Genomic DNA, 23,491 nt, shown 5'->3' on the forward strand with positions numbered 1-23,491 from the left:
ACTAAAAATCTAAATTTTTTCTCTATATTATTCTATTTTTTATTGGCAGATCTTATTTTTTCCGTTATCTTACCAAAGGGGTAAAACTCAAATAAGAGTTTTGCATATTTAACACAATATCAAATAATAGAAAACTACCTATGACTAATAAAACTTCTTCTCGTTTTCTCACTTTGCTTTATCAGGGATCTCTAGTAAAGAGAATTGCTAGTGGACTGGTTTTAGGAATTGCACTAGCCCTTATTTCACCTTATTTCGTTACCCATTTTGGCTTCAATCCAGCATCTGAAGCAGGCATTTTAGGGCAAATTTTTGTTCGCTCATTACGCTCAATTGCACCTATTCTAATTTTTATTTTAGTAATGGCTGCTATTGCGAATAAAAAAGCGGGAAGTAAGGGAAATTTTAATTCAGTTATTCAACTTTATTTAGTTGGTACTTTCCTTGCCGCTTTAGTTGCAGTCATTGCAAGTTATTTATTTCCAACTAAATTAGATTTAGTTGTTTTAAAAGATACCATCGCACCACCTAAAGGGATTGAAGATGTATTAAAAGTCTTAATTTTTAGTGTGGTAGATAATCCATTTAGTGCATTATTTAATGCGAATTTTATTGGTATTCTAACTTGGGCTATTGGTTTAGGATTAGCTTTACGTCATGCCTCTGATACTACTAAAAATCTAATTAACGATCTTGCAGCTGCAATTTCAATGATCGTTAAATTTGTTATCGCCTTTGCTCCCGTTGGTGTCTTTGGTTTGGTTGCATCAACCTTAGCAGATAATGGTATTTCTGCTCTAGCTGGCTATATTCATATTTTAATTGTTTTACTTGGTACAATGGTATTTATGGCATTAGTGGTTAATCCAATTCTAGTCTTTTGGAAGATCCGTCAAAATCCATACCCATTAATTTGGAAATGTATTCGTGTCAGTGGTGTTACTGCCTTTTTCACTCGTAGTTCTGCTGCAAACATTCCTGTTAATATGTCATTGGCAAAATCATTAGGGCTTAAAGAAGAAACCTATTCAGTCTCTATTCCACTAGGTGCAAGTATCAATATGGAAGGAGCAGCCATCACAATTACCACCCTTACCCTTGCAGCAGTATATACATTAGGTATTGATGTCAATTTACCAACCGCATTACTACTCAGTATTGTTGCTAGTGTTTGTGCTTGTGGTGCTTCAGGTATTGCAGGTGGTTCATTATTATTAATTCCACTCGCTTGTAGCTTATTTGGTGTTTCTAATGATATTGCAGCTCAAGTAATCGGGGTTGGATTTATTATTGGGGTTTTACAAGATTCGACTGAAACCGCATTAAATTCTTCTACTGATGTTATCTTCACTGCCGCAGCCTGTATCGGTGATGAACGTAAGCAACAGTTAAATAGCTAATCAACATAATTAATACCCCAAAGAAATTTTGGGGTATTTTTTCTACCATTTCATACCATTCAAACTTTTTAAACAAAAGAGCCTTTCTCTTTAACCTCTCATTTTTAAATTAACTACAAAATAAAAAGGTTAAACTCCATTCAATGGAATCTAACCTTAAATACAGCTAAAGAATGAGAGAAAATTATTCTCTCGCTCCAAAACCTTTTAAGCCGACTACATGAACAAACTCTTGATTATGTGCGATTTTACGCACTAATTTATAAGTTGTTCCTTTTTCTGGGCTGATATTTTCTGGTGCAGCGATTAATAACTGCATATCCAAACGGTCACATAATTCAAATAAGGTTGAAATTGATTTTGCATCAAGCCGAGCCGCTTCATCAAGGAAGAGTAAACGACACGGAATAATATCTTTTCCTCTTAAACGGCGAGATTCCTCCTCCCAGCTTTGAACAACCATCAATAGAATTGACATTCCTGTACCAATCGCTTCTCCCGTTGATAATGCACCACTTTCTGCCCGCAACCACCCATCAGCACCACGGAATACTTCTACCTCTAAATCAAGATAATTACGATAATCTAATAATGCCTCACCAATAGTTTGTGGGCTACGTTGTCCCATATCAATATGCGGGTTTAGACGTTGGTATAATTTTGCCAATGCCTCGGAAAAGGTAATTTTACTGTTATTGAAAAGATCATCATGTTCGTTTTGCTGATTTGCTAAAGCATCAAGTAACATTGCATGAGTATCACGAATATTCACCATTAAACGCACGCTTTTTACCTGTCCGAAAGCAATATTTTGTAATCCTTGATTCAGCAAGCGAATTCGATTTTGCTCTCGCTGAATCGTTTTTCGCATAATATTCGCTACACTTTCTGCACTAATCGCTAATTTTTGCTCTCGTCCAGTTAACTCCTCAGTAAGACGTGCCAATTCAATTTCCATTTGCTCAATAGCATCAATTGGATCATCAGTGCGAAGAATATCTTGACGAATGCGTTGACGTAAGTGTTGATAAACCTCAATAAAGAATTTCACTTTATTTTCAGGTTTACGATTATCTTCAGATAAACGTAAGCTATCACGCAGATATTCATTATCCGCCACCGCATTACGTAATGCTCCCAATGCCTTATCTGACATCGAACGTAACTCTTCTGCAGATAAATAAGCTAATTCACGCCGATTCAAGCGTTTCTCTACACCACTTTCTCGTGAAAGTCTTAACACTGCACACCAGCTTACTTTGGCTTCAACCACAATTTCTCGTTGTGTTTTATATTCCCGTTCTGCTTTGCGAATTTGTTTATTTAAATTTTCTAATTCACTTTCAATGACAGCTAATTGTTTCTCAACATAAGAATGGCGTTGACGTGTTGTTAAGAGTTGTTGCTGTAAGTGATCTCGCTTCTCTCTTGCTCGCTGTTCAGCATTCTCATCAGCCCTTACGCCAAGCTCACCAATTTCACTCAGCAGTTCATTTAACATCTGATTTTTACTTTCAAATGAACTGCGTAATATAGTAAGTATTTGATGATATTCAGTATATTTGTTCTGCAGTTGGCGAAAAATTTCTTTTTCTTGTTGACGTTTATGCGACATTTGCTCTAAACGTTGGCGTAACTGTTGGTTTAAATCCGAACCTTGTGAAACCATACTCGTTGCATAAGCAAAATGAGGTAATCGATTCACAACATCAGAGAGTGCGAATAAACGTTGTTGAACTAATTTTTGTAGATTAACGGCTTGCTGATAATCTTGTTCTAGCTGTTCATACTGTTGTGGATCAGTTTGTAAGGTCGTTGCAATCGGTTCTAATTGCGCCAAACTTGCACCATATTGACGAATAAATAACGCATCTTCCTCCGCCTGTTCTCGTTGTTCACGACAAATTTCAAGACGATCATACAAACTATCATCAGCGAATAAATGCAAGTGTGGGATAATTTTATGCAAGAGCTGTAACAGTTCTTTTGCTTGAGTTAACTGCTGACGTATTTGCTGTTCTTGTTGATTAATTTGGCTAAGCTTTCTCTCAATCCCACTTCGTTGTTGATTAACCTCTTTTATACTTTGTTCAGGATTAACATCAAAAGCCAGTGCCAAATGAGAACCAACAAACTGAGTTAATTTCTGATGTAAACGTTGGCATTTTTGAACATCAAATGCTACTTGCGCAAACTGTTCGGTAATTTCTTCCCGTTCTATTCTTAATGTTTCTAAACGTTTTTCACGTGCAGCCCGACCGAATAATGGAATTTCAGGGAATTTTGAATAACGTAACTCTCGTTCTGAAATTTGAACTACCACCCCATCATTTAATTCCTGAGCCGAAAACACACTGTCATCAAATGCCGTTGGATCTCCCTCAATCAAGTAAAGATCATCTGGGCAATCTTCTATATCTGCCAACTGAGCCTTTACCACATTCAAATCTCTCACCACTATCGCATGGCGAGCTGGGCCATATAATGCTGAGAAATAAGGGGCATCGTCAAACTCAACATCATCATATAATTCAGATAATAAAACACCACCAAAACGCTCTGCTAAGGTATTTAAACGAGCATCTTCTGCACCATCAGGTTGGGTTAGGCGGGCAATTTGCTGATCAAGTGAATTTTTTCGCTGTTCTAGCTGATCACGTTGCATTGTCAACTGGCGTTCTAATTCAACTTGATTTTGCATAAACGTCATAACGTGCTGAGTAGAACTAAAATGTTGATCGCTTTGTTCTTCTAAGCGTTCCAAAGCGGCTTGAGCGGTTAACCAAGCAGGTACTTTCGCTTGATATTGTTCAATCAGACTAGAAAACGAATTATCTTGCTGACGTAACGCAGAACGTTGTTCAACGCAATCACTTAATTGTTGATTCAGCTGTTCAACCAAAGCTTCTTGTTGTTCATATTGGGCTTCGATTTCAACTTCTTGCGTAAGGACTAAACCACTTTTTTGATTAAACTCTTTTAACTGGCGTTCTAGTTGTTGTTGTCCTGCCAAACGCTGTTCTAATTCGTGCAATTTAGAACGTAGCTGTACTACTTGCTCTGCTTGCATTTTTTGGGCTGGATACGCTTTCAACAAATCTTTTGCATATTGCCAAGCATTTGCTCTTGGTACCTCACCAACAATTTGACAAACTAACTGATATGCCTTATCAAACTGTGTTTTTGCCGCCACTGAAAGCGACATTTTCTGCTCTAATTCCAGCACCCGTTCTGTTAAAATTTCTGCTTGCTGAGCAAATTCATCACAATAAATTTCAACATTTTCTTGATTTAGATCGGCTAAACCGCATAACATTTTCGCCTTTTCTAACGCTTGCACAGCTTGTTGATATTGCAAACTTCTTGTTTGTTCTGCATCAAGGGCTTGTTGATAATCAGCTAATTGGGTTCTAATTTGATCGATTTCAGTTTCAAGCTGTTCAACCACAACTTCCTGTTCTTCAACCTCAAATCTGGTATCCTCTACCACCATTTGCTGTTCTTCAATCTGTTCCTTTAGATTAGCAATATCATCTTGATAACGTTCTATTTTTTCTTGATGACGAACAGCATTAAGCACTAAATTAAGGTGATCGTTCGCACTTTGTGTTTCTATTTCAAGATTTTTTTCTGCTTCAACTAATTCTGCATTTTCTCGGCTTAAATTAACTAATTGATGCTGAGATAAATTCAATGCCGATTTTGCCTGATATAGTTCCTGACGGCACAATAATGCGGTTTTAATGTTATGCTGACGTTCATTCACATTCCGCATATAATCCGCTGCAACATAATCCGTTGATTGGGTAATTAAATGTTTAAAGAGATTGCGATCTGCTTGAGTAACCTTAATTGCTTCTAAGGTCATACGATTTTCTCGCAATGCCACTTCCATATCCTGAAACGCTTTTTTCACGCCAACATTTTCAGGCAATAAATACTCACGTAAAGAACGCGTAATCGCCGATGAAATACCACCATATAAAGAGGCTTCAATTAATTTATAGAATTTACTTCTCTCAGCAGCAGAACGTAATCGTTTTGGAATGATCCCTAGATCAAACATAAAACTATGATAATCACCAATTGAATGATATTGCTTAAAGCTTACACCTTCTACGCTACCTAATTTTTCTTTCAAGCTATTTAGGTCTATCACTTTGGCTTGTGTATCACTGACTTTTTCAGTCAATACCTCCGTTGGAGTCATTTGTACGGGTAGTCCTTGAATAGAAAACGCTTTAATATCTACTTTGCGATCTCGTCCCGCAATCTGCTGTAAGCGTACCCCAACTAATACACGTTGAGACCTAGAATTTACCGCCTCTAGCACTGCATAACATACCCCGGGGCGTAACTTACCATATAACCCTTTATCCCTTGAACCACCCGATGCACCCGCTTCTGTGGTATTACGAAAATGTAATAAAGTTAAATCGGGAATTAACGCAGTAACAAATGCTGCCATCGTAGTTGATTTTCCTGCACCATTTCCGCCTGATAGAGTTGTAACTAATTCATCAAGATCAAAAGTACGAGCAAAAAAACCATTCCAATTCATTAACGTCAGGGATCTAAATTTTCCACGTTCTACCATTGGTATAGTTTGAGAAGGAGAAGTTGTTGTAGTGGTATCCATCACTGTTGCTTGTTGTTCCATTATTCTGCTACTCCACTAAAATTCGTTGTTTGTTCGTCCTCACCATTTTCAATTTCCGCTTGGTCTTGATTTTTGGCTTGTTTTTCTAAAGACAATGCTTCTGGATTTGTAGCCTCACCATCACGAATTAAGCGTAACTGTGCCTCTCGTGGATCATCACCAAGACGAACATCAGCCCCAAAACGAAATACCGCCTCAGTAATGGTAAACTTACCACTATGCTGTTCACCGATATGATGCACCATTCCTAACCGCCGTAAACGCCCTATTGCTGCTCGAACTTTTTCTGCTAATTTTTGTTTATCTAAATCCGAACCACTAGAGCGTTGATTGACCACTTTCAATAATTTATTTTCATCTGCTAAATTCAATAACTCATCATACACCTCTTGCACACTAAAAATCCCTTGTTGTGCTAAACGTTCGGGGCTGAGATAGAGGTAACATAATACTTTGCCAACTAGCATTTCTAATTCAGATAATGCTGACCGTGCAATTAAGGTTGTTGCTTTAGGGCGTAAATAAAAGAAACCTTCTGGTGCAAGGATCAATTCAACATTATAACGCCGATAGAAAAGTTCCAAATCAGACTGAAAGTCCATTAAGAAAGCGTGAGCATCAAGACTATCAATACTTATATGTCGTCCTGACCGTAATAAACTGTCAACTTGAGGAAAAAGAGGATTTGCAATCGCCTGTATTAATTTACTCGGCATTACATCGGTATCAGTTAATGGATTTTTCTCTAACATAATTTTTATCTATTTAGTCAATAATATAAGAATAATTTGCTCGATTTTATCTACTTCAATAGAAACTCAAAATAGCATTATTTATATTCATCAATTGGGTGTGCCTGTACGGCTGCTCCTTGAGCATTAATTGCCTGCCATTGTGGATTAATGCCACTAAAATCTTGGCTAGCAATTCCTAAACGTACCGCTTGATCAACAATAATCCGTGCAACATTAAAATGATATGAAAGTGGATAACGCTCTAATTGCTGGCTAAGCAGTTGGCTTAAATCGATCGGTTCAGAACGTTCACGATATCCGACTAATAAGGTCTGCATCTGTTCGACAATTTGATCCTGTACATTTTGCAAGGATTCATACTCTAATGCTGCTGGTAATTCACCAATTGCACTTTCCTCGTGTAAAATAACCTCTTCTTCTCGTAGATCGATCAATCGTTCGGCTTGTGCACTCCATAAATACCAAGGTAAATCAAAATAATCTGCAATAGAACGGCGTAAGCGTTGTGAAAAAACACGATTTTTATCTAAATCAATCGCTGTACGAATAAATTTATGTACATGCCGATCATAACCAATCCATAGATCAATAGCTTGTTGTCCCCAACTAATAATTCGATCTAGTTTTGCCTGTAAATCAATAATCAACTGTTCAACAAAATAAAGCTTTTCTTCACCAATTATGCAATCTTGAATACGTAACAATCCCGCCTGTAACTTATCACCAGCAGCATTTAAGGTATCTTGTAACTCACGTAAATTGCCAGAAGTTTGATCTAACAACTGTTCACAACTTGAAATAGCAGCTTGCCAATCTTTCGTTAAAAGCTCGGCGATTGCCGCTTTCGTTGTTTGTTGATTTTCATCCATAATTCTTTGTGAAAGGTCGATACTATCGAAAATCTCTGCCACAGAATATTTCAGTGGTGCAAAAACCTTACGCCGCCAATAATGTTCATCACCACCAACTTCTGCCGCTTCTGCCGCTTGTTGAATACCATCAGCAACGATAGATAATTGAATAGATAAGCGTAAAGCGGAAAACTCACGTTGACGAATGTAAAAGTCCGAAATACCAACCCCTAAAGGGGTTAAACGATAGATAGCTAAACCTTCTGTAAATTCACTACTGAAACGATTCAAAAAATTTTGTTTTACCAGTTCATTAATTGCATTGTTCGCCCGAGAAATTAGCGTTTCTTCTGCCTGCCCAAATACGACTGAAACGTGGCGAAACATATCAATTAAGTCACTTTCTAGCATTTCACCATCTGAACGTTCGTTATTATAAATGGCAATTGCCAATAAAAATGTTAACCTTTCGGTGGTTAAATTTAACGAAAATTCTCGTTCTTTTGCCCAACTGACTAATTCTGGGATCGTCTGGTTTAATTCCTTCATCGGTTTATCTTGCTCACTTTTATCTTTACTCAGACTGACTTATTAAATGTTAAGGTATGATTAATTATGAATCAGGGTAAATTTGATTAAGCAAATCACTTATCCCAAACTTAATCGACTTTATACCTAATTAATTTAGAAAAATTGCGACATTTTACCTGATTTTTGGCTGAAATATCAGTAGATATATTTAGGATATCCAAAATTTTTTGATTTTTTACCACTGATATGTAAATAAAAGTTGATTATTTGATCGAATTTTTTTGTATAAATTATTTGTCTAAATACCTCTAAAAGGGGAGGAGTGAAAAATTTTATCTTTTTACATAATATCAAAGTAAAATATTACCATTCCGCAAAATAATCCGTATAATTCTCAATTTCAGTTAAAATATAACAACAAATTAGTAAAGACTTAATCGGTAAATATAGAGGCGGAAATGAAGAATATTCAGCAATCCTATGATGAAATTCCATACAAATCTTATGCTCATGCAAATAGTTCTATTTATAAACTAGAAGGTATTGCTACTTTTCTAGGATTAGCTCCCGTTCCTGTTAATCAAGCAAGAATATTAGAAATCGGCTGTAGCTCAGGTGGAAATTTAGTTACCGCAGCAATTGAAAATCCAAATTCGACCTTTGTTGGGATAGATTTATCGAATATACAGATTCATTTTGGTCAACAAGCAATTAAACAATTAGAGTTAAAAAATCTTTCATTATACCAAATGGATGTCCTTGAATTAGCTAATAAATTTAGACATAATTCTACCCCCCCCACGAGGTTTTTCAGCAAAAATTTGATTATATTATCACCCACGGTGTATATAGTTGGGTGCCAGATGAAGTTAAAGATGCGATTATTTATCTTTCTTCTCAATTACTGTCAGAAGAAGGATTAGCTTATATTTCATATAATGTCTATCCCGGTTGGAAGAGTAGAGAAATCGTGCGTGATTTAATGCTTATTTCATCTAAAAATGAAACTAACCCAATACAAAAAATAATCACTTCTAAAGCTGCACTAACTAATTATATTGAAACGATTAAAGATATTGATGATCAAAGCGTACCATCACTGTGCAAAAATGCTCAAGAAGTGTTAGATAATCCAAATGACTCTTATGTATTTCACGAATATTTAGAAGATTATAATAATCCTTGTTATTTTGAACAATTTATACAACGAGTAAGAAAGTATAATCTGGATTATTTAATTGATGCTTCCATTCTACCAAGCTACAACATCAGAACACAAATTGTAGAAGGAGAAGATCGGATTGCACGTGAACAAATCAATGATTTTCTATTTAACCGCACATTCAGAGCAAGTATTTTAACTCCGAAAGCTAATGCCATTAAGGCTAAAGATAGTTTAAATTTAGTTTTTGCAAAAACTAATTTAGATAAATTAGAGTTTTTTGGGCAATTTACTTTTGAGGATAATAAGATTAAAGATATTACAGGAAGTGCTCAATATCCAGAAAGTTTTACCACTATCACCAAAGAATTGACAGAAAATTATCCAAACACCATTACCACTCAATATTTAATCGATAAATATCCAGAATTAAAAGACATAGTCCACGACCAATTACTTAAATTAATCGCTTATGCAAGTGTTAATTTTACAACTCATAAACTAGAAAAAATTAAGTATGAAGTAGGAAAAAGTCGTTTAAAAAACGGTTACATTCAATACTTTAATTATTTTGCAAATGAAGAAGCCCCAAACTTAATGCCAGCAAATATACTAAATGGTACGCTGAAATTAACGCCTAGCCATGCACGATTCGCTGTAATGTTTGATGGCAATAATAGTGTTGATGAAATTATTGCTGCAGTAAAAGCTTATATGCAGGAATATGACCTTCACTTTACTCAAACACAAGCTGATGGAACAGAGCAAAAAATTCTAGATACTGACGAAATTGAAAAAACTTGTTATACCTTTATTAATGAAATTAAAGCAACATTAGAACTAAACTACTTCTTTGAATATATTAATCACTAAAGCATTTAAATTGTTAATTAATTGTTAACAACATATTAACAATAATTTATGAAAAGCGTGTTTTATAAATAAACACGCTTTTTATTTTAAATTTTTATTACAAAAAATAAAAAACAAGCATTACTTTTAATCAAAATATCTATTTATTACTCAATTAAGAAAATGTAATCACTTATAGGTATATAATGTTTAATTTATTATCTATATAATGTATTAAAGTAATTTTTTTATTATTTTAGTAAACTTATTTATGAATCAAGTGCAACAATCCTATGATAGAACACCATATCTCTCTATGGCATATACAGAAAGTTCTATTTATAAATTAGAAGCAATCGCCACATTTTTAGGTTTAAAACCAGCCTCTATTGAACAGGCAAGAATATTAGAAATAGGCTGTGCATTTGGTGGTAATTTAATCCCTATGGCATTAGCCAATCCCGATTCTGAATTTATTGGTATAGATATTTCCGCCACTCAAATTAATCATGGAAAAAAGATTATTCAAGAACTGGGGATAAAGAATATAAAACTGATTCAACAAGATATTTTAAATTTAGCCGGTAGTTTCAGAAATGCAACTACCCCCCCCCCCAACTGTCTATTTTTCAAACAAAATTTGATTATATAATTACACACGGTGTTTATAGTTGGGTACCAGACGATGTAAAAAATGCGATTCTCTTTTTATCTGCAAAACTATTAAAACCAACTGGTTTAGCATATATTTCTTACAATACTTATCCGGGATGGAAACAACAGGATATTATAAGAGACTTAATGAATTATGCCAGTAGAGATACTACCAATGATTCAAGAAAATTATCCTTAGCAAAAAAAGTATTAAAAACTTATGCAAAGAGTATGCTGCAATCAGACGATGCTTATCGTCAAAAATCCTTCCACCCACTGTTAAATGAAACAATAGAATCAGTATTAAATAATAATAACGACTCTTATATTCTGCACGAATATTTAGAAGAATATAATGACCCTTGTTATTTTACTGATTTTGTCACTCAAGCTAGAAAATACGGTTTGGAATATTTAATTGATGCATTAATGATTCCAACTTATGTTACCTTTACAAATGATTTTGGCCATTTAGATAGAATAGAAAAAGAGCAATACGGTGATTTTTTATGTAACCGTAATTTCCGTGCAAGTATATTAACTCATCCAAGTAATATTCCTACAACGAATCAAAGTCTAAATTTACATTTTGCGCATACTGACTTAGATAAACTAGAATTTTTTGGTAGTTTTATTATTAAAGATGACCATATTACAAATGCAGCTGGAACATCTAAACATCCAAAATCATACGCAACTTTAGCTCAAGAATTAACCGCACATTACCCAAATACAATTACACTAAAATATTTAATTGATAAATATCCAGAAAAGAAAAAAGAATTCTATCAACAAATAGCCTGTTTAATAAGTTATTCGGTCATAGGTTTTCTTAAACACAAATTAGAAACCTTTGATTATGAAAAAGGTAATGTCAGATTAAAACCTAGATATATTAAATATTTCGATTATTTTGCTCGCAATGAGAATCCTTTTATCTGTCTTTCTAATCTGTTAAACAATAATGTCAAATTAAATGCTAGCCAAGCAAAGTTTGCACTGATGTTTGATGGTATAAATAGCAAACAAGATATTATTAACGCTGCTAAAAAATTTATGCTTGATACTAAGCAATACTTTATTATCACTCGCCAAGATGGTTCAAAATATACTATTACAGATCCAGTTGAAATGGATAAAACCTGTAATATTTTTATCACTGAAATAATGGATACGTTGAAAAATCATTATTTCTTTGAAAAATTTTAAGCTGTTAAATAGGTTATGTAACTTAAATTAACTAGAAAGCCCGAAAACCAAGCAAAATCTCGTTTTCAAACAATAGGCTTTCTAGTTGTTTTGTCTCCCTCCAAGAACAAAAATTTATTTTCTTTTGCTATGGTATTTTCCCCTACTCTGTTCTACAATGCGGATACTTTAAAGTTGCTACTTTCTAGTCATAATCTAAATTAAAATATCTGCATAAATTCCTATGCAAAATCAGCAAAGAGTAAATATTTTTAGGTTGAAACACAACCTGTAAGTGGTATTTTTAAATGGTGCTACAATCCTATAAATCTCAATTAATTCAATTAACTAGACTGGCTTTCCCTATCTTAATTGCTCAACTTGCTCAAAATTCAATGGGATTAGTTGACACCATTATGGCAGGGCAGGTAAGTACTGATGATATGGCGGCAATTTCCATCAGTGCTTCAATTTGGCTACCTTTAATCTTATTTGGACAAGGATTATTACTCGCTTTACCACCAACAATTTCGTATCTCAATGGTTCGGGTAAACGGCATTTAATTGCCCACCAAATCCATCAAGGTATGTGGATTGCTTTTTTTATTAGCATTCCAGTTATGCTTATCTCTTATTATAGTGAAGTCATTATTAATACGATGAAAATGGATCAACATCTTGCTGATATCAGTATTAATTACCTAAAAGCAATGGCATTTGGTGCTTTTCCCTATCTATTAATGATTACATTTCGTGGCTTGAATGATGGTATTGCAAAAACAATGCCAGCAATGATTATTGCGTTCATTATGTTGTTACTCAATATTCCGTTAAACTATATTTTCATTTACGGAAAATTCGGTTTACCTGCTTATGGTGCGGTGGGTTGTGGCATTTCAACTACAATATTAAGCTGGGTTGGCTTATTTTTAATCCTTATTTACTGCTATAAAACTCCATCACAAAAAGATTTAAATGTTTTCCATCATTTTTTTGAACTACCGCATAAAAAAACATTAAAAAAATTACTTCGCCTTGGAATACCAATCGCTTTAGCGATTTGTAGTGAAATATTCTTATTCCGAATTATTTCAATCCTTATTGCTCGATATGGTGCAAATGAAATTGCAAGCCATCAAATTGGCTTAAATACCAGCTCTTTTATCTATATGTTGCCCGTCTCAATCGCTATGGCAACAACCATTTTAGTCGGGCAAAGTTTAGGGCAACATAAACCTGAACAAGCCAAACAATTTACCAATACAGCGTTGGTATTAGGTTTATCGGTTACGGTCATTACGGCAATTCTTGTTTTTTCATTCCGCTATCAAATTGCGGAAATTTTTGTCAAAGATCCTGTTGTTATCAAAATGGCAGCTGTTCTCCTGATCTTTGAAGTTATTTATCAATTTCCTGATGCCGTTCAAGCCATCACTGGTGGTGCATTAAGAGGATATAAAGATATTAAACCAATCCTTTGGGTTACCCTTTTCAGCTATTGTCTTGTCGGCTTACCAGTGGGCTATATATTAGGTATGACAAATTTAATTGTCCCAAATATGATGGCAAAAGGTTTTTGGATTGGCTTTGTTCTTTCTTTAAGTTTAGTGGCAATTATGCTTTATTTCCGCTTAAAAAAAATTCAAGCTATACCAGCAGAAAAATTATTAGCCGATTTAGATAAAATCCGTTAGCTCTATATCTAATAAAAATTAAATTTTCAAAATGATATTTGAATTTTTAACTGAGAGGTATTAAAAGGCGAAAGGTGTTATTAATAAAATATAATTAGTTCTAAAACTATTATTTTAAATAATATTCTAATTTTAATAATAAAGAATGGTAATTACTTAGAAATATCTCTCTTTACAATTAAAATAAACAATTTAAACATCCAATTTCAATTTGACAAATAAATACCCAAATTGTAGAATTTTTCGATCATTTTTAATTAAACATAAATATTTTTAAAAAGAGAAATATTATATGCAACAACATAATGCCCTTTCCTTTCCAGTCTCTCGATTAGCAATGAGTATTGCTCTTGCGATTACGTTATCTGCCTGTAATGGAGGGGGCGGTGGTAGTAGCGGGAATAGTAATGCCGAAAAAAACTTTCACACCAATAGTACACCACCTTCATATATTACTACTACCAAAGAAACAAAAAATACACTTGAGACGGATCATAACACCACTACAAAACAACCTCGTGTTAATTTGCCTAAAGACAATCCTCCCAAAGATCCTGATATTACACATAATACAATAGAAGATGTTTTTTCTAGCAATACAGAAGAAACGAAAACAGCTGGTTTTGTTGAAACCAGTGTGACAGAAAATATTCCTTCACCATCTTTGCCTTCATTAAATACGGATTATCACAATCCTTTTAGCAATACTGGAGCAGAAAAAAATACTATTCCTCAATCTGCTGTAAATGATTGGCTCACTGCAGGGGAAAAAAATAAACTGATTAATCAAGAAATATATAATACAAACCACCAAAAAACCTATCGACTACCAAAGAATACAGCGAATCAATACGATGGCATTAAAAAATATTCAACCCATTCAGCCAACACTTCAATCGTGGTAAATGAGAAAACTAAATGGACAAAAGAACAACTAGAACAAGCGTTTAAATGGGATCGATTAGAACGTGATTTTGAAAAACCTAAAGATATTATTACATTCTTAAATGGCATAGATTACGATCTATCTTCTCTCAAAGATAAAATCAATGAAAATTTAGCCAAAATCGCTATCTTAGATACTACAATGACTAAGAATGCTGATCTTTATCAAGATAGATTAAAAAGTGTTGACTATATCTTATCTAAATCCCAAACCCTTAACCTTACTGGTGGCTTAGGACACGGAGATAAAGTAGCGAGTGTATTAATAGGTAAACCAAATAATGCTTTCATTGAAAAATATCATTTAAACAATTATGACTATCGCCTCGGCTTTTTAAGTGAAAAAGGCAGTATTGCATTTCTTGGTTTTCAAAAAAATAACTCTAAATATTCAAGTTTTACAAGCCTAATTTCATCGAATAAACTTAAAGACCTAATCCAACAAGGATATAATATTTTAAATATATCTTTATCTAATTCTTTTACCAAACAATCTCTTGAACTGGCTAAAAATAATCCTCTGGTTACAAGATTAGAACAACAAATTAAATTATTGAATCAATACTCAAAAGAAAATGATATTTTGACCGTGATTTCTTTAGGAAATCAAGCCAACAGACAAGTATCTGCGTTCAACTATGCTTCTTTGACATTTAAAGATAAATATCCAGATTACTATAATGCTCAATTATCCGTTGGTGCTTATGATCCTGAATCTGCAAGCGGTGCTCGCTATACAAATCATTGTAATGACACCAAAGAAACCTGTATTTTTGCCCTTGGTACAACTTTAGTCTATAAAAACTCTGAATATTTAAAATATAGACCTGAAGGCTCAGCTATATCAGAGTTTGAAAAATCTTATGGTACATCGTTTGCAGCACCTTACGTTGCTGGAACACTCGCATTAGTCCGTAGTGTTTTCCCTTTTATGAACAATTACAACGTGCAACAAACAGTTCTCACTACCGCTCAAGATTTAGGTACCCCGGGGATTGATGATAAATATGGTTGGGGGTTAATTCAGCCATTAAGTGCAATTCGAGGTCCAAAACAATTTTATAAGTCTGATTTTATCGTTAATTTATCCCACAACGAAAATTATCAAACCAATAATGAAATATACCGTTTTTCAAATGATATTAGCGGTAATTATGGACTGAAAGTTTATGGTAATAATAAACAGAATGTACTTTCTTTATCTGGTGTAAATACTTATAAAGGCGATACAGTTTTATATTCTAAAGCGATTGTCAATATTGATGGTGTTATTACAAATTCAGATATTATCATTAATCAAAATAGTTATCTTTATGGCTCAGGCTGGGTTAATAATGTCTATAATCAAGGCACACTAAGTAATTATAGTATTTTTGCCACCAAACCAAATCATATTAACGAAACTCGTAGTCATTATGGTATGGTAATTAACGGCGATTATATTCAAGATGAAGCTGGAAAATTAAATGTTCTTTTAGGACAACCACTATTAATTAAAGGCAATGCGACTTTAGCAGGAACATTAAATATTACTGGTTTTAAGAAAATATTTGTTAATCACAATACGCTGATTGGTGATGCTTTAGTTGCTCAAGGTGATTTAAAAGGTACATTTGAACACTTCACTAGTATTCCTTTATTAGAAACTAACACTATCAATACCGAAAAAATAAACGTTGATAATAAAACAATCAATGTTATCTCTGTTACCGCAACTTATGCTGGTGCGATAAATAAATTAAATGAATTTATCTCACCTAAAGAAGAAACTTATTCTATCGCTAAAACTGGTGCAGAAAATCTAGATGCCTTACATCGTAGTGTATCAAACTCACCTCGTACAGAACATCTAGCTCGGGCGGCATCTAGTGATGAAACGGATCAAGAAAATAATTATTCTCCATTAACAACATTAATTGCTGAAATTCAAGCTGAACCTAATAAAGACAGTATTAAAAATTCATATTTCTCTTTATCAGGTAATGAATTTATTAATGCTTATCAACAAAACCAAAGATTAGTTAATTTTACTAACCAAAAAAATCGAGAAAATTTATTAACCAATAATACGCAAGGATTCCAACTTGGCTATACATATTCTCAATTATTTGGCAAAAATAAAAATAATATTCAATTAAACCAATTAAATTTGAATTATCTTTCCTCAAATAATATATCACTTTTATTAGGATTAAATACGGCGAATATCAGTAACCAAGAAGCTGTCTCTAATGCGGATAATAGTGGTAAGAGTAAAGCTATTAATTTGGCAATTAGTTACCCTTTATTAGATAAATTAAATTTAAATTATCAATTTAGTTATAGTGATTTAAAAGGTAAATTAGATCGCCAAGGAAATTTAGATAATCAATCTTATACCTATCAGCATAATTACCACTATCAATCTCTCAGCAATGAATTTTTTATTTCTCATAAATTAACTTTAACTCCAAAACAATGGTTTACCCCCTATTATGGTTTAAGTTTTACTACAACGAAAATGAATAAAATCAATGAAACGCATACAGGGAATTTTAATCTAGTATTAGATCAACAAACTAAAAATTCTAAAGCGTGGTTTGCAGGTCTTATTTACCAATATCAAAACCCTTTCGATTTAAGAAATACACATTTTTATCTTGCATACCAATTAAGTAAAACCTTTAATACGAATAATCAGTTAAAAGGTTATTTACAAGATGACACACTGATTTCTCCATTAAAATTTTATAATAGAGATAGTAAAAAATTAGTGCAGAATTTAAATTTAACGTTAGAAACGAAGTTGACTAAGAAGATAACTTTTAATGGTAGTTTCAACACAAATTTAAAACAAGAAAAAGGATTTAATTTGGGTATTTCTTATCAATTCTAACCATTAATATTTAATCAGATATAAGGCTATTTTTTATAAAATAGCCTTTTATTTTAAATAAACTATTTACTTACCTGATATACTTTAAATTTATTATTTTTCGCTAAAACTTGATGATTACCAAAATATTGATCTAATAAATGAGGATAAGGTAAAAAAGCATTTGCAACAATACGTAATTTTCCGCCAGAAATAAGGTATTCTTTTGCCTGACTAATTAACTTTTCAACCGCTTGATAAGTTATTTCCATACCATTATGAAAAGGAGGATTAGAAACAATAAAATCAAATTTTTCATTAATATGACTAAATACATCACTAGCAACAATCTCACCCGTTGCAGTATTTTGTTCTAATGTTTTCTCTGCCGAAAGTAAAGCTAAAGCATGAATATCACACATTGTTAACTCAATAGAAGGAAAAGAAGATTTCAAATAACTGCCAATAACACCAGCCCCACAACCGAGATCTAACACCTTACCTGTAATTTTGGTCGAATTGTCAAAGCTCTCAAGCAATAATTCTGTACCTTGATCCAAAGCATTGGCACTAAATACCCCCGGTAGGCTCATTACATTCAAATTATAACGAGTTACAGAATATTGTTGCCACCATTGGTTTAAATTAAATTGTGGGCGTTTTTGTAATGAAAAATAATATAAACCACAACGGCGTGCTGAATCTATTTTGCGAACGATACCAAAAGGTTTTAATAAATTTTCAACCGCACGAACACCACTTCGATTTTCACCAACTAATAAAATTTCCTGACAAGCAGATAAATTTGCTAAAAGATAAGTTAATAAAAATAAATTTTCTTGTTTATTCTTTGTCCAATAATACAAAATAAGATCGGTTTCAGCGATAATCTGATTAGATAATGATAAACCAAAAATTGTTGCTGAATGGTGATTAATATAATCAAAATATAAACTCTGTTGAGTTACTTTATCAGCGATTTTATTTAATTGCTGTGCAAAATTATCATTTACTCCACCAGAAATTAAAACTTTTTTACCTTGAAAAAAAGGTAAATGACGTGCAACTACTTCACTTTCAATTGAAATCATTGGTTCTCTCTGTTAATTAAATTTAATTATTATACTAATTTTATAGCGTAAATTCCTCGTTTTTCTCGATAAAATAAAATGGTATGATAATATTTAAGAAAATAAGTCAAATAATAAATAACTACCATTTATGCGAAAAGCGTTATTACTACAAGAAATGGGAATTACTCGCTGGCAATTACGTCGTCCCGAGATATTCAAAGGCTATGCTACTATGTATGTCCCTAGCCACGTTCGCCTTTTAATGATAACTACACAAAAAATTGATCCTTCATCGATTCCACTCTTTCAAGATATTTTACGTGCCTGTCAATTAACTTCGGAACAAGTAATGTGGCTTGAAAAAAGCCAACTTAATCGCCTAAAAACTCACGCTAAATTAATCTACTGTTGTTGGGGAGAAATGCCCGAATTAAAAACACTTTCAAGCGAAAATTCATGGCAATTACCTGAAATCAGCCAATTTTGCCAATCTCCTACGGCTAAACGAGATTTATGGAAAAAAATCCAACAGTTTTTAAATGCTACCCTTGAATAAATATTATGTCAGATCTCAATATCACACCACTTACACTGAATGATTTACCAATTATTTTACAGATTGAACAAAGTAGCCAAGTGATACCTTGGCGCTTACAAAGTTTCCAAGAATGCTGTACTGAGCAATATATAAATTTAAAACTGACAAAAAATCAGGAAATTATTGGTTATTGTATCTGCCACCACCTCTTAGATGAAGCAACACTCTTTAATATTGCAATCTCACCTAATTTTCAAGCAAAAGGCTACGGAAGATTATTATTACAATATTTAAATCAACAATTACAGGCTAAAGGCTGTTCGACACTCTGGTTAGAAGTAAGAGAATCCAATCTAGCCGCCCAGCATTTATATCAAACTATTGGCTTTCAAACGCTTACCGTGCGTAAAGAATATTACCGCACACCAGATAATGGTCGGGAAAATGCGGTAATAATGGCATACTATTTTTAATATTGGTTATGCAACTAAACTTTAGGGCGTAAACCAAGGGTGTGGCAAATCGCATAGGTTAATTCAGATCGATTTAATGTATAAAAATGGAAATCTTTCACACCTTCTTTTGACAGGATTTTTACCATATCAATAGCTACGCTCGCCCCAACTAAGTTACGTGTTGTTTGATCTTTTTCCAAGCCATCATACAATTTACTTAACCAACTTGGAATTTTAACATTGGTCAGTTTTGCCATTTTTTGTAATTGTATAAAATTCGAGACTGGCAAAATACCGGGGACAATCTCAACATCAATACCAACAGTAACGCAACGATCTCGAAAACGTAGATAACTATCAATATCAAAGAAAAATTGTGTAATTGCTCGACTTGCCCCTGCTTCAACTTTTTGTTTCAAATAAATAAGATCAGATTGTGCCGATTTTGCTTCTGGATGTACTTCTGGATAAGCCGCAACAGAAATATCAAAATCTGCTACCTCTCGTAAAAGTTTAACTAAATCAACCGCATAAAATGGTTTCTTAGCATAACCTGCTGGCTCATCACCCCGTAAAGCAACAATATGGCGAATACCATTTTGCCAATAATCTTGAGCTATTAATCTTAATTCATCAGGGCTAGCATCAATCCCTGTCAGATGAGGGGCAGCCTCAATCCCTGTTTCCTGTTTAATATTTTTAACAATACTATGGGTACGATCACGTTCCCCTGAATTTGCACCATAAGTTACTGACACAAACTTAGGCTTTAATACCTCTAAACGATGAATAGAATCCCATAAAATTTCTTCCATTTTTTCATTTTTGGGTGGGAAAAATTCAAATGAAACATTAATATTCCCATTTAAATCTGCAACACTTTGGTTTAGTAAATTAATTTCCTTTGCATAACTCATTTTCGCCTCCTTTTTAACCTTTAGATGTTTAGACGTCTAATTTTTAAATTAAAAAGAATTGGCTTTAAAGTCAATTTAATATTTTTTCTATTCAAAATGAATATTATTCATACTAATGAGTTAATGTAATGAAATAATCGATATAAGAAACAACAATCAAGATAAAAAAACAGCACCCTAAGGTGCTGTTAAATTAGAAATAGTAATTATTCTACACTCAATTCTTCTTCGCAATCCTCATCAACATCACAAACTCGTTCAAGACTAACAAGTTGTTCTGTATCACTGGTACGTATTAAACGTACCCCTTGAGTATTTCGTCCCACTATACCAATTTCAGCGACTCTTGTTCTCACTAGAGTACCAGCATCTGTAATTAGCATAATTTGATCTCTTTCTTCAACCTGAGTTGCTGCAACGACTTTACCATTACGTTCACTCACCTTGATTGAGATCACCCCTTTCGTATTCCGTGACTTAGTTGGATATTCATCTAGCTTAGTGCGTTTACCATAACCATTTTGAGTTGCAGTTAGAATTTCTCCTGTTGTTTTTGGAATAACAAGTGAAACAACTTTATCAATGCTTAAATCTAAGGTTTGTTCGTTATCATCTGTACTCTCTTCAACATCATTCTGATTTTCTTCCTCAGTAAAATCATTTGTTAAAGCAAGTTTAATCCCTCTTACTCCTGCCGCTGTTCGTCCCATCGCTCGAACTGCTGTTTCATTGAAGCGGACAACTCTACCTTGAGCCGAGAATAACATAATTTCGTTATCCCCATTGGTAATATCTACGCCAATTAATTCATCTTCATCACGTAAATTAACAGCAATAATACCACTGGATCTTGGACGACTAAATTCAGTCAGAGCCGTTTTCTTGACGATACCACCTGCCGTTGCCATCACGATATACTTATCATCAGCATAATCATTGACTGGTAAAATAGCAGTGATACGTTCGTTTTCCTCTAATGGTAAAAGATTAACGATTGGACGTCCTCTTGAACCTCGGCTAGCCTGTGGTAATTGATATACTTTCAGCCAATATAAACGCCCACGGCTTGAAAAACATAAAATGGTGTCATGCGTATTGGCAACTAATAATTTTTCAATAAAATCTTCTTCTTTCATTTTAGTTGCCGACTTCCCTTTACCACCTCGACGTTGGGCTTCATAATCATTAAGTGGTTGATATTTAACATATCCTTCGTGAGATAAAGTAACAACGACATCTTCTGGGGTAATTAAATCTTCAAGATTAATATCACCACTTGCGGTCGTAATTTCTGTACGGCGAGGATCATTAAATTGCGTTTTAATTTGTTCCAATTCCTCACGAATAATCGACATTAATCGTGCAGCATTTTGTAAAATATCTAAGAGATCAACAATAATATCTAGCAGAGACTTATATTCATCAAGGATTTTATCGTGTTCTAATCCCGTTAATTTTTGTAAACGTAAATCTAAAATTGCTTGGGCTTGAACTTCCGTTAGATAGTAATAACCATCACGAATACCATATTCTGAGGATAATTCTTCAGGTCGTGCAGTATCAACACCACTTGCCGCTAACATACCGCTTACCTGCCCTAATTGCCACGCTTGCGATAATAGCCCTTCTTTAGCAATAGCTGGTGTCGAGGCTTGACGGATAAGTTCAATTACTGGATCGATATTAGCTAAAGCGATTGCTAAACCTTCTAAAATATGTGCCCGTTCTCTTGCTTTGCGTAACTCATAAACAGTACGGCGAGTGACAACTTCACGGCGATGTAATACAAAAGCTTCTATCAGTTGTTTTAAATTGAATAGCTTTGGTTGTCCGTGATCTAATGCAACAATATTAATCCCAAAAGTAACTTGTAACTGGGTTAAAGCATAAAGGTTATTAAGCACAACTTCACCGACTGCATCACGTTTTACTTCAATAACAATTCGCATTCCGTCTTTGTCGGATTCATCACGTAAGGCACTGATACCTTCAACTTTTTTATCCCGAACCAATTCAGCAATTTTTTCAACTAAACGAGCTTTATTCACTTGATATGGAATTTCGTGAACTATGATGCTTTCACGGCCCTTTTCATCTGTTTCAATTTCAGCTCTAGCACGAATATAGACTTTGCCTCGTCCTGTTTTATAAGCTTCTTCAATCCCTTTACGTCCATTAATTAATGCTGCAGTTGGAAAATCAGGACCGGGAATATAAGTCATTAATTCATCAATGGTAATATCTTCGTTATCAATATAAGCTAAGCAACCATCAACAACTTCCCCTAAATTATGAGGTGGGATATTCGTTGCCATTCCAACCGCAATACCACTTGAACCATTGACTAATAAAGCAGGTACTTTAGTCGGTAAGACATCTGGAATCATTTCTGATCCATCATAATTTGGGACGTAATCGACAGTTTCTTTATCTAGATCAGCAAGCAGTTCATGGGCTATTTTGGTCATTCGAGCTTCGGTATAACGCATTGCTGCAGGTGAATCCCCATCAATAGAACCAAAATTACCTTGCCCATCAACCAATGGATAACGCAATGAAAAAGGCTGTGCCATCCGCACTAAGGTATCATAAACAGCGGAATCACCATGTGGGTGGTATTTACCAATCACGTCCCCCACTATACGAGCAGATTTACGATAAGGTTTGTTGTAATCATTACCACCGACACTCATTGCAAATAATACTCGGCGATGAACAGGTTTTAATCCATCTCGAACATCTGGTAATGCTCTTCCAACAATGACCGACATTGCATAGTCTAAATATGAAGACTTCATTTCTTCTTCAATATTAACTGGAATAATATCTTTCGCTAAATTGCTCATTTAGGCTTATCCTATTTCTTGATTTTTGGTAGAAAAATTGTGTCGATTATAGCAAAATTTTGCTGATAAGTCAGGTATAAAAGGCTTGGGTGTTAATATTTATACTATTTAGTGAT

Annotated in this window: 15 protein-coding genes; 9 read left to right on the top strand and 6 right to left on the bottom strand. The window is 33.9% G+C overall.

Translation table 11 applies throughout. The features are described 5' to 3' along the window. Nucleotides 1-140: 140 nt before the first annotated feature. On the top strand, nucleotides 141-1,400 hold the full coding sequence (gene sstT, locus CEP47_RS04135) for a serine/threonine transporter SstT (RefSeq protein ID WP_261920820.1): 1,260 nt from the start codon (nucleotides 141-143) through the stop codon (nucleotides 1,398-1,400). 184 nt (nucleotides 1,401-1,584) lie between these two features. Here sstT and mukB read toward each other — a convergent pair whose 3' ends face one another. The 3 genes from mukB to mukF all read right to left on the bottom strand — a co-directional run bounded on the left by mukB (nucleotide 1,585) and on the right by mukF (nucleotide 8,215). Then, nucleotides 1,585-6,039, bottom strand: coding sequence for a chromosome partition protein MukB (gene mukB, locus CEP47_RS04140; protein ID WP_261920986.1), 4,455 nt, complete (start codon nucleotides 6,037-6,039; stop codon nucleotides 1,585-1,587). A 20-nt stretch (nucleotides 6,040-6,059) separates the two neighbouring features. Beyond that, nucleotides 6,060-6,812 (bottom strand): chromosome partition protein MukE, encoded by a 753-nt coding sequence (gene mukE / locus CEP47_RS04145; RefSeq protein ID WP_261920819.1) that lies wholly within the window; start codon nucleotides 6,810-6,812, stop codon nucleotides 6,060-6,062. 77 nt (nucleotides 6,813-6,889) lie between these two features. Further along, the gene (gene mukF, locus CEP47_RS04150; protein ID WP_261920818.1) at nucleotides 6,890-8,215 is read right to left on the bottom strand and encodes a chromosome partition protein MukF; all 1,326 of its coding nucleotides are present in this window, start codon (nucleotides 8,213-8,215) and stop codon (nucleotides 6,890-6,892) included. A gap of 440 nt (nucleotides 8,216-8,655) precedes the next feature. Here mukF and CEP47_RS04155 point away from each other — a divergent pair, with 440 nt between their 5' ends. The 6 genes from CEP47_RS04155 (at nucleotide 8,656) to CEP47_RS04180 (ending at nucleotide 17,567) form a co-directional block, all read left to right on the top strand. After that, complete coding sequence (locus CEP47_RS04155) at nucleotides 8,656-9,120, top strand: class I SAM-dependent methyltransferase (protein WP_261920817.1); 465 nt, start codon at nucleotides 8,656-8,658, stop codon at nucleotides 9,118-9,120. After that, nucleotides 9,054-10,232: a methyltransferase regulatory domain-containing protein gene (locus CEP47_RS04160; protein WP_261920816.1), complete on the top strand. Its 1,179-nt coding sequence runs from the start codon at nucleotides 9,054-9,056 to the stop codon at nucleotides 10,230-10,232. Before CEP47_RS04155 ends, CEP47_RS04160 begins: the two co-directional genes overlap by 67 nt. A gap of 250 nt (nucleotides 10,233-10,482) precedes the next feature. Beyond that, the gene (locus tag CEP47_RS04165; protein ID WP_265482676.1) at nucleotides 10,483-10,863 is read left to right on the top strand and encodes an SAM-dependent methyltransferase; all 381 of its coding nucleotides are present in this window, start codon (nucleotides 10,483-10,485) and stop codon (nucleotides 10,861-10,863) included. Nucleotides 10,864-11,012: 149 nt separating this feature from the next. After that, nucleotides 11,013-12,074, top strand: coding sequence for a methyltransferase regulatory domain-containing protein (locus CEP47_RS04170; RefSeq protein ID WP_265482678.1), 1,062 nt, complete (start codon nucleotides 11,013-11,015; stop codon nucleotides 12,072-12,074). Between the two features lie 287 nt (nucleotides 12,075-12,361). Then, the gene (locus CEP47_RS04175) at nucleotides 12,362-13,747 is read left to right on the top strand and encodes an MATE family efflux transporter (RefSeq protein ID WP_261920813.1); all 1,386 of its coding nucleotides are present in this window, start codon (nucleotides 12,362-12,364) and stop codon (nucleotides 13,745-13,747) included. 292 nt (nucleotides 13,748-14,039) lie between these two features. Continuing rightward, on the top strand, nucleotides 14,040-17,567 hold the full coding sequence (locus CEP47_RS04180; protein WP_261920812.1) for a S8 family serine peptidase: 3,528 nt from the start codon (nucleotides 14,040-14,042) through the stop codon (nucleotides 17,565-17,567). Nucleotides 17,568-17,629: 62 nt separating this feature from the next. Here CEP47_RS04180 and rsmC read toward each other — a convergent pair whose 3' ends face one another. Further along, the gene (rsmC, locus tag CEP47_RS04185) at nucleotides 17,630-18,637 is read right to left on the bottom strand and encodes a 16S rRNA (guanine(1207)-N(2))-methyltransferase RsmC (protein WP_261920811.1); all 1,008 of its coding nucleotides are present in this window, start codon (nucleotides 18,635-18,637) and stop codon (nucleotides 17,630-17,632) included. A 130-nt stretch (nucleotides 18,638-18,767) separates the two neighbouring features. Here rsmC and CEP47_RS04190 point away from each other — a divergent pair, with 130 nt between their 5' ends. After that, nucleotides 18,768-19,175, top strand: coding sequence for a DNA polymerase III subunit psi (locus CEP47_RS04190; RefSeq protein WP_261920810.1), 408 nt, complete (start codon nucleotides 18,768-18,770; stop codon nucleotides 19,173-19,175). Nucleotides 19,176-19,180: 5 nt separating this feature from the next. Next, entirely contained in the window at nucleotides 19,181-19,630 is a 450-nt protein-coding gene (gene rimI / locus CEP47_RS04195) for a ribosomal protein S18-alanine N-acetyltransferase (protein ID WP_261920809.1), read from the top strand. Nucleotides 19,631-19,644: 14 nt separating this feature from the next. Here the strand turns inward: rimI and metF are convergent, their stop codons facing one another. Both metF and gyrA read right to left on the bottom strand, forming a co-directional pair. After that, the gene (gene metF, locus CEP47_RS04200) at nucleotides 19,645-20,529 is read right to left on the bottom strand and encodes a methylenetetrahydrofolate reductase (protein WP_261920808.1); all 885 of its coding nucleotides are present in this window, start codon (nucleotides 20,527-20,529) and stop codon (nucleotides 19,645-19,647) included. A gap of 206 nt (nucleotides 20,530-20,735) precedes the next feature. Further along, nucleotides 20,736-23,375, bottom strand: coding sequence for a DNA topoisomerase (ATP-hydrolyzing) subunit A (gene gyrA / locus CEP47_RS04205; RefSeq protein ID WP_265482679.1), 2,640 nt, complete (start codon nucleotides 23,373-23,375; stop codon nucleotides 20,736-20,738). Between the last annotated feature and the right edge of the window lie 116 nt (nucleotides 23,376-23,491).

Origin of the sequence: Mergibacter septicus (assembly GCF_003265225.1) — a bacterium.
Taxonomy (GTDB): Bacteria; Pseudomonadota; Gammaproteobacteria; order Enterobacterales; family Pasteurellaceae; genus Mergibacter; species Mergibacter septicus.

Bases quoted from the DNA above. Each gene is read 5' to 3' on its own strand.
- sstT (WP_261920820.1), top strand. From the start codon at position 141: ATGACTAATAAAACTTCTTCTCGTTTTCTCACTTTGCTTTATCAGGGA.
- mukB (WP_261920986.1), bottom strand. From the start codon at position 6,039: ATGGATACCACTACAACAACTTCTCCTTCTCAAACTATACCAATGGTA.
- mukE (WP_261920819.1), bottom strand. From the start codon at position 6,812: ATGTTAGAGAAAAATCCATTAACTGATACCGATGTAATGCCGAGTAAA.
- mukF (WP_261920818.1), bottom strand. From the start codon at position 8,215: ATGAAGGAATTAAACCAGACGATCCCAGAATTAGTCAGTTGGGCAAAA.
- CEP47_RS04155 (WP_261920817.1), top strand. From the start codon at position 8,656: ATGAAGAATATTCAGCAATCCTATGATGAAATTCCATACAAATCTTAT.
- CEP47_RS04165 (WP_265482676.1), top strand. From the start codon at position 10,483: ATGAATCAAGTGCAACAATCCTATGATAGAACACCATATCTCTCTATG.
- CEP47_RS04170 (WP_265482678.1), top strand. From the start codon at position 11,013: ATGAATTATGCCAGTAGAGATACTACCAATGATTCAAGAAAATTATCC.
- CEP47_RS04175 (WP_261920813.1), top strand. From the start codon at position 12,362: ATGGTGCTACAATCCTATAAATCTCAATTAATTCAATTAACTAGACTG.
- CEP47_RS04180 (WP_261920812.1), top strand. From the start codon at position 14,040: ATGCAACAACATAATGCCCTTTCCTTTCCAGTCTCTCGATTAGCAATG.
- rsmC (WP_261920811.1), bottom strand. From the start codon at position 18,637: ATGATTTCAATTGAAAGTGAAGTAGTTGCACGTCATTTACCTTTTTTT.
- CEP47_RS04190 (WP_261920810.1), top strand. From the start codon at position 18,768: ATGCGAAAAGCGTTATTACTACAAGAAATGGGAATTACTCGCTGGCAA.
- rimI (WP_261920809.1), top strand. From the start codon at position 19,181: ATGTCAGATCTCAATATCACACCACTTACACTGAATGATTTACCAATT.
- metF (WP_261920808.1), bottom strand. From the start codon at position 20,529: ATGAGTTATGCAAAGGAAATTAATTTACTAAACCAAAGTGTTGCAGAT.
- gyrA (WP_265482679.1), bottom strand. From the start codon at position 23,375: ATGAGCAATTTAGCGAAAGATATTATTCCAGTTAATATTGAAGAAGAA.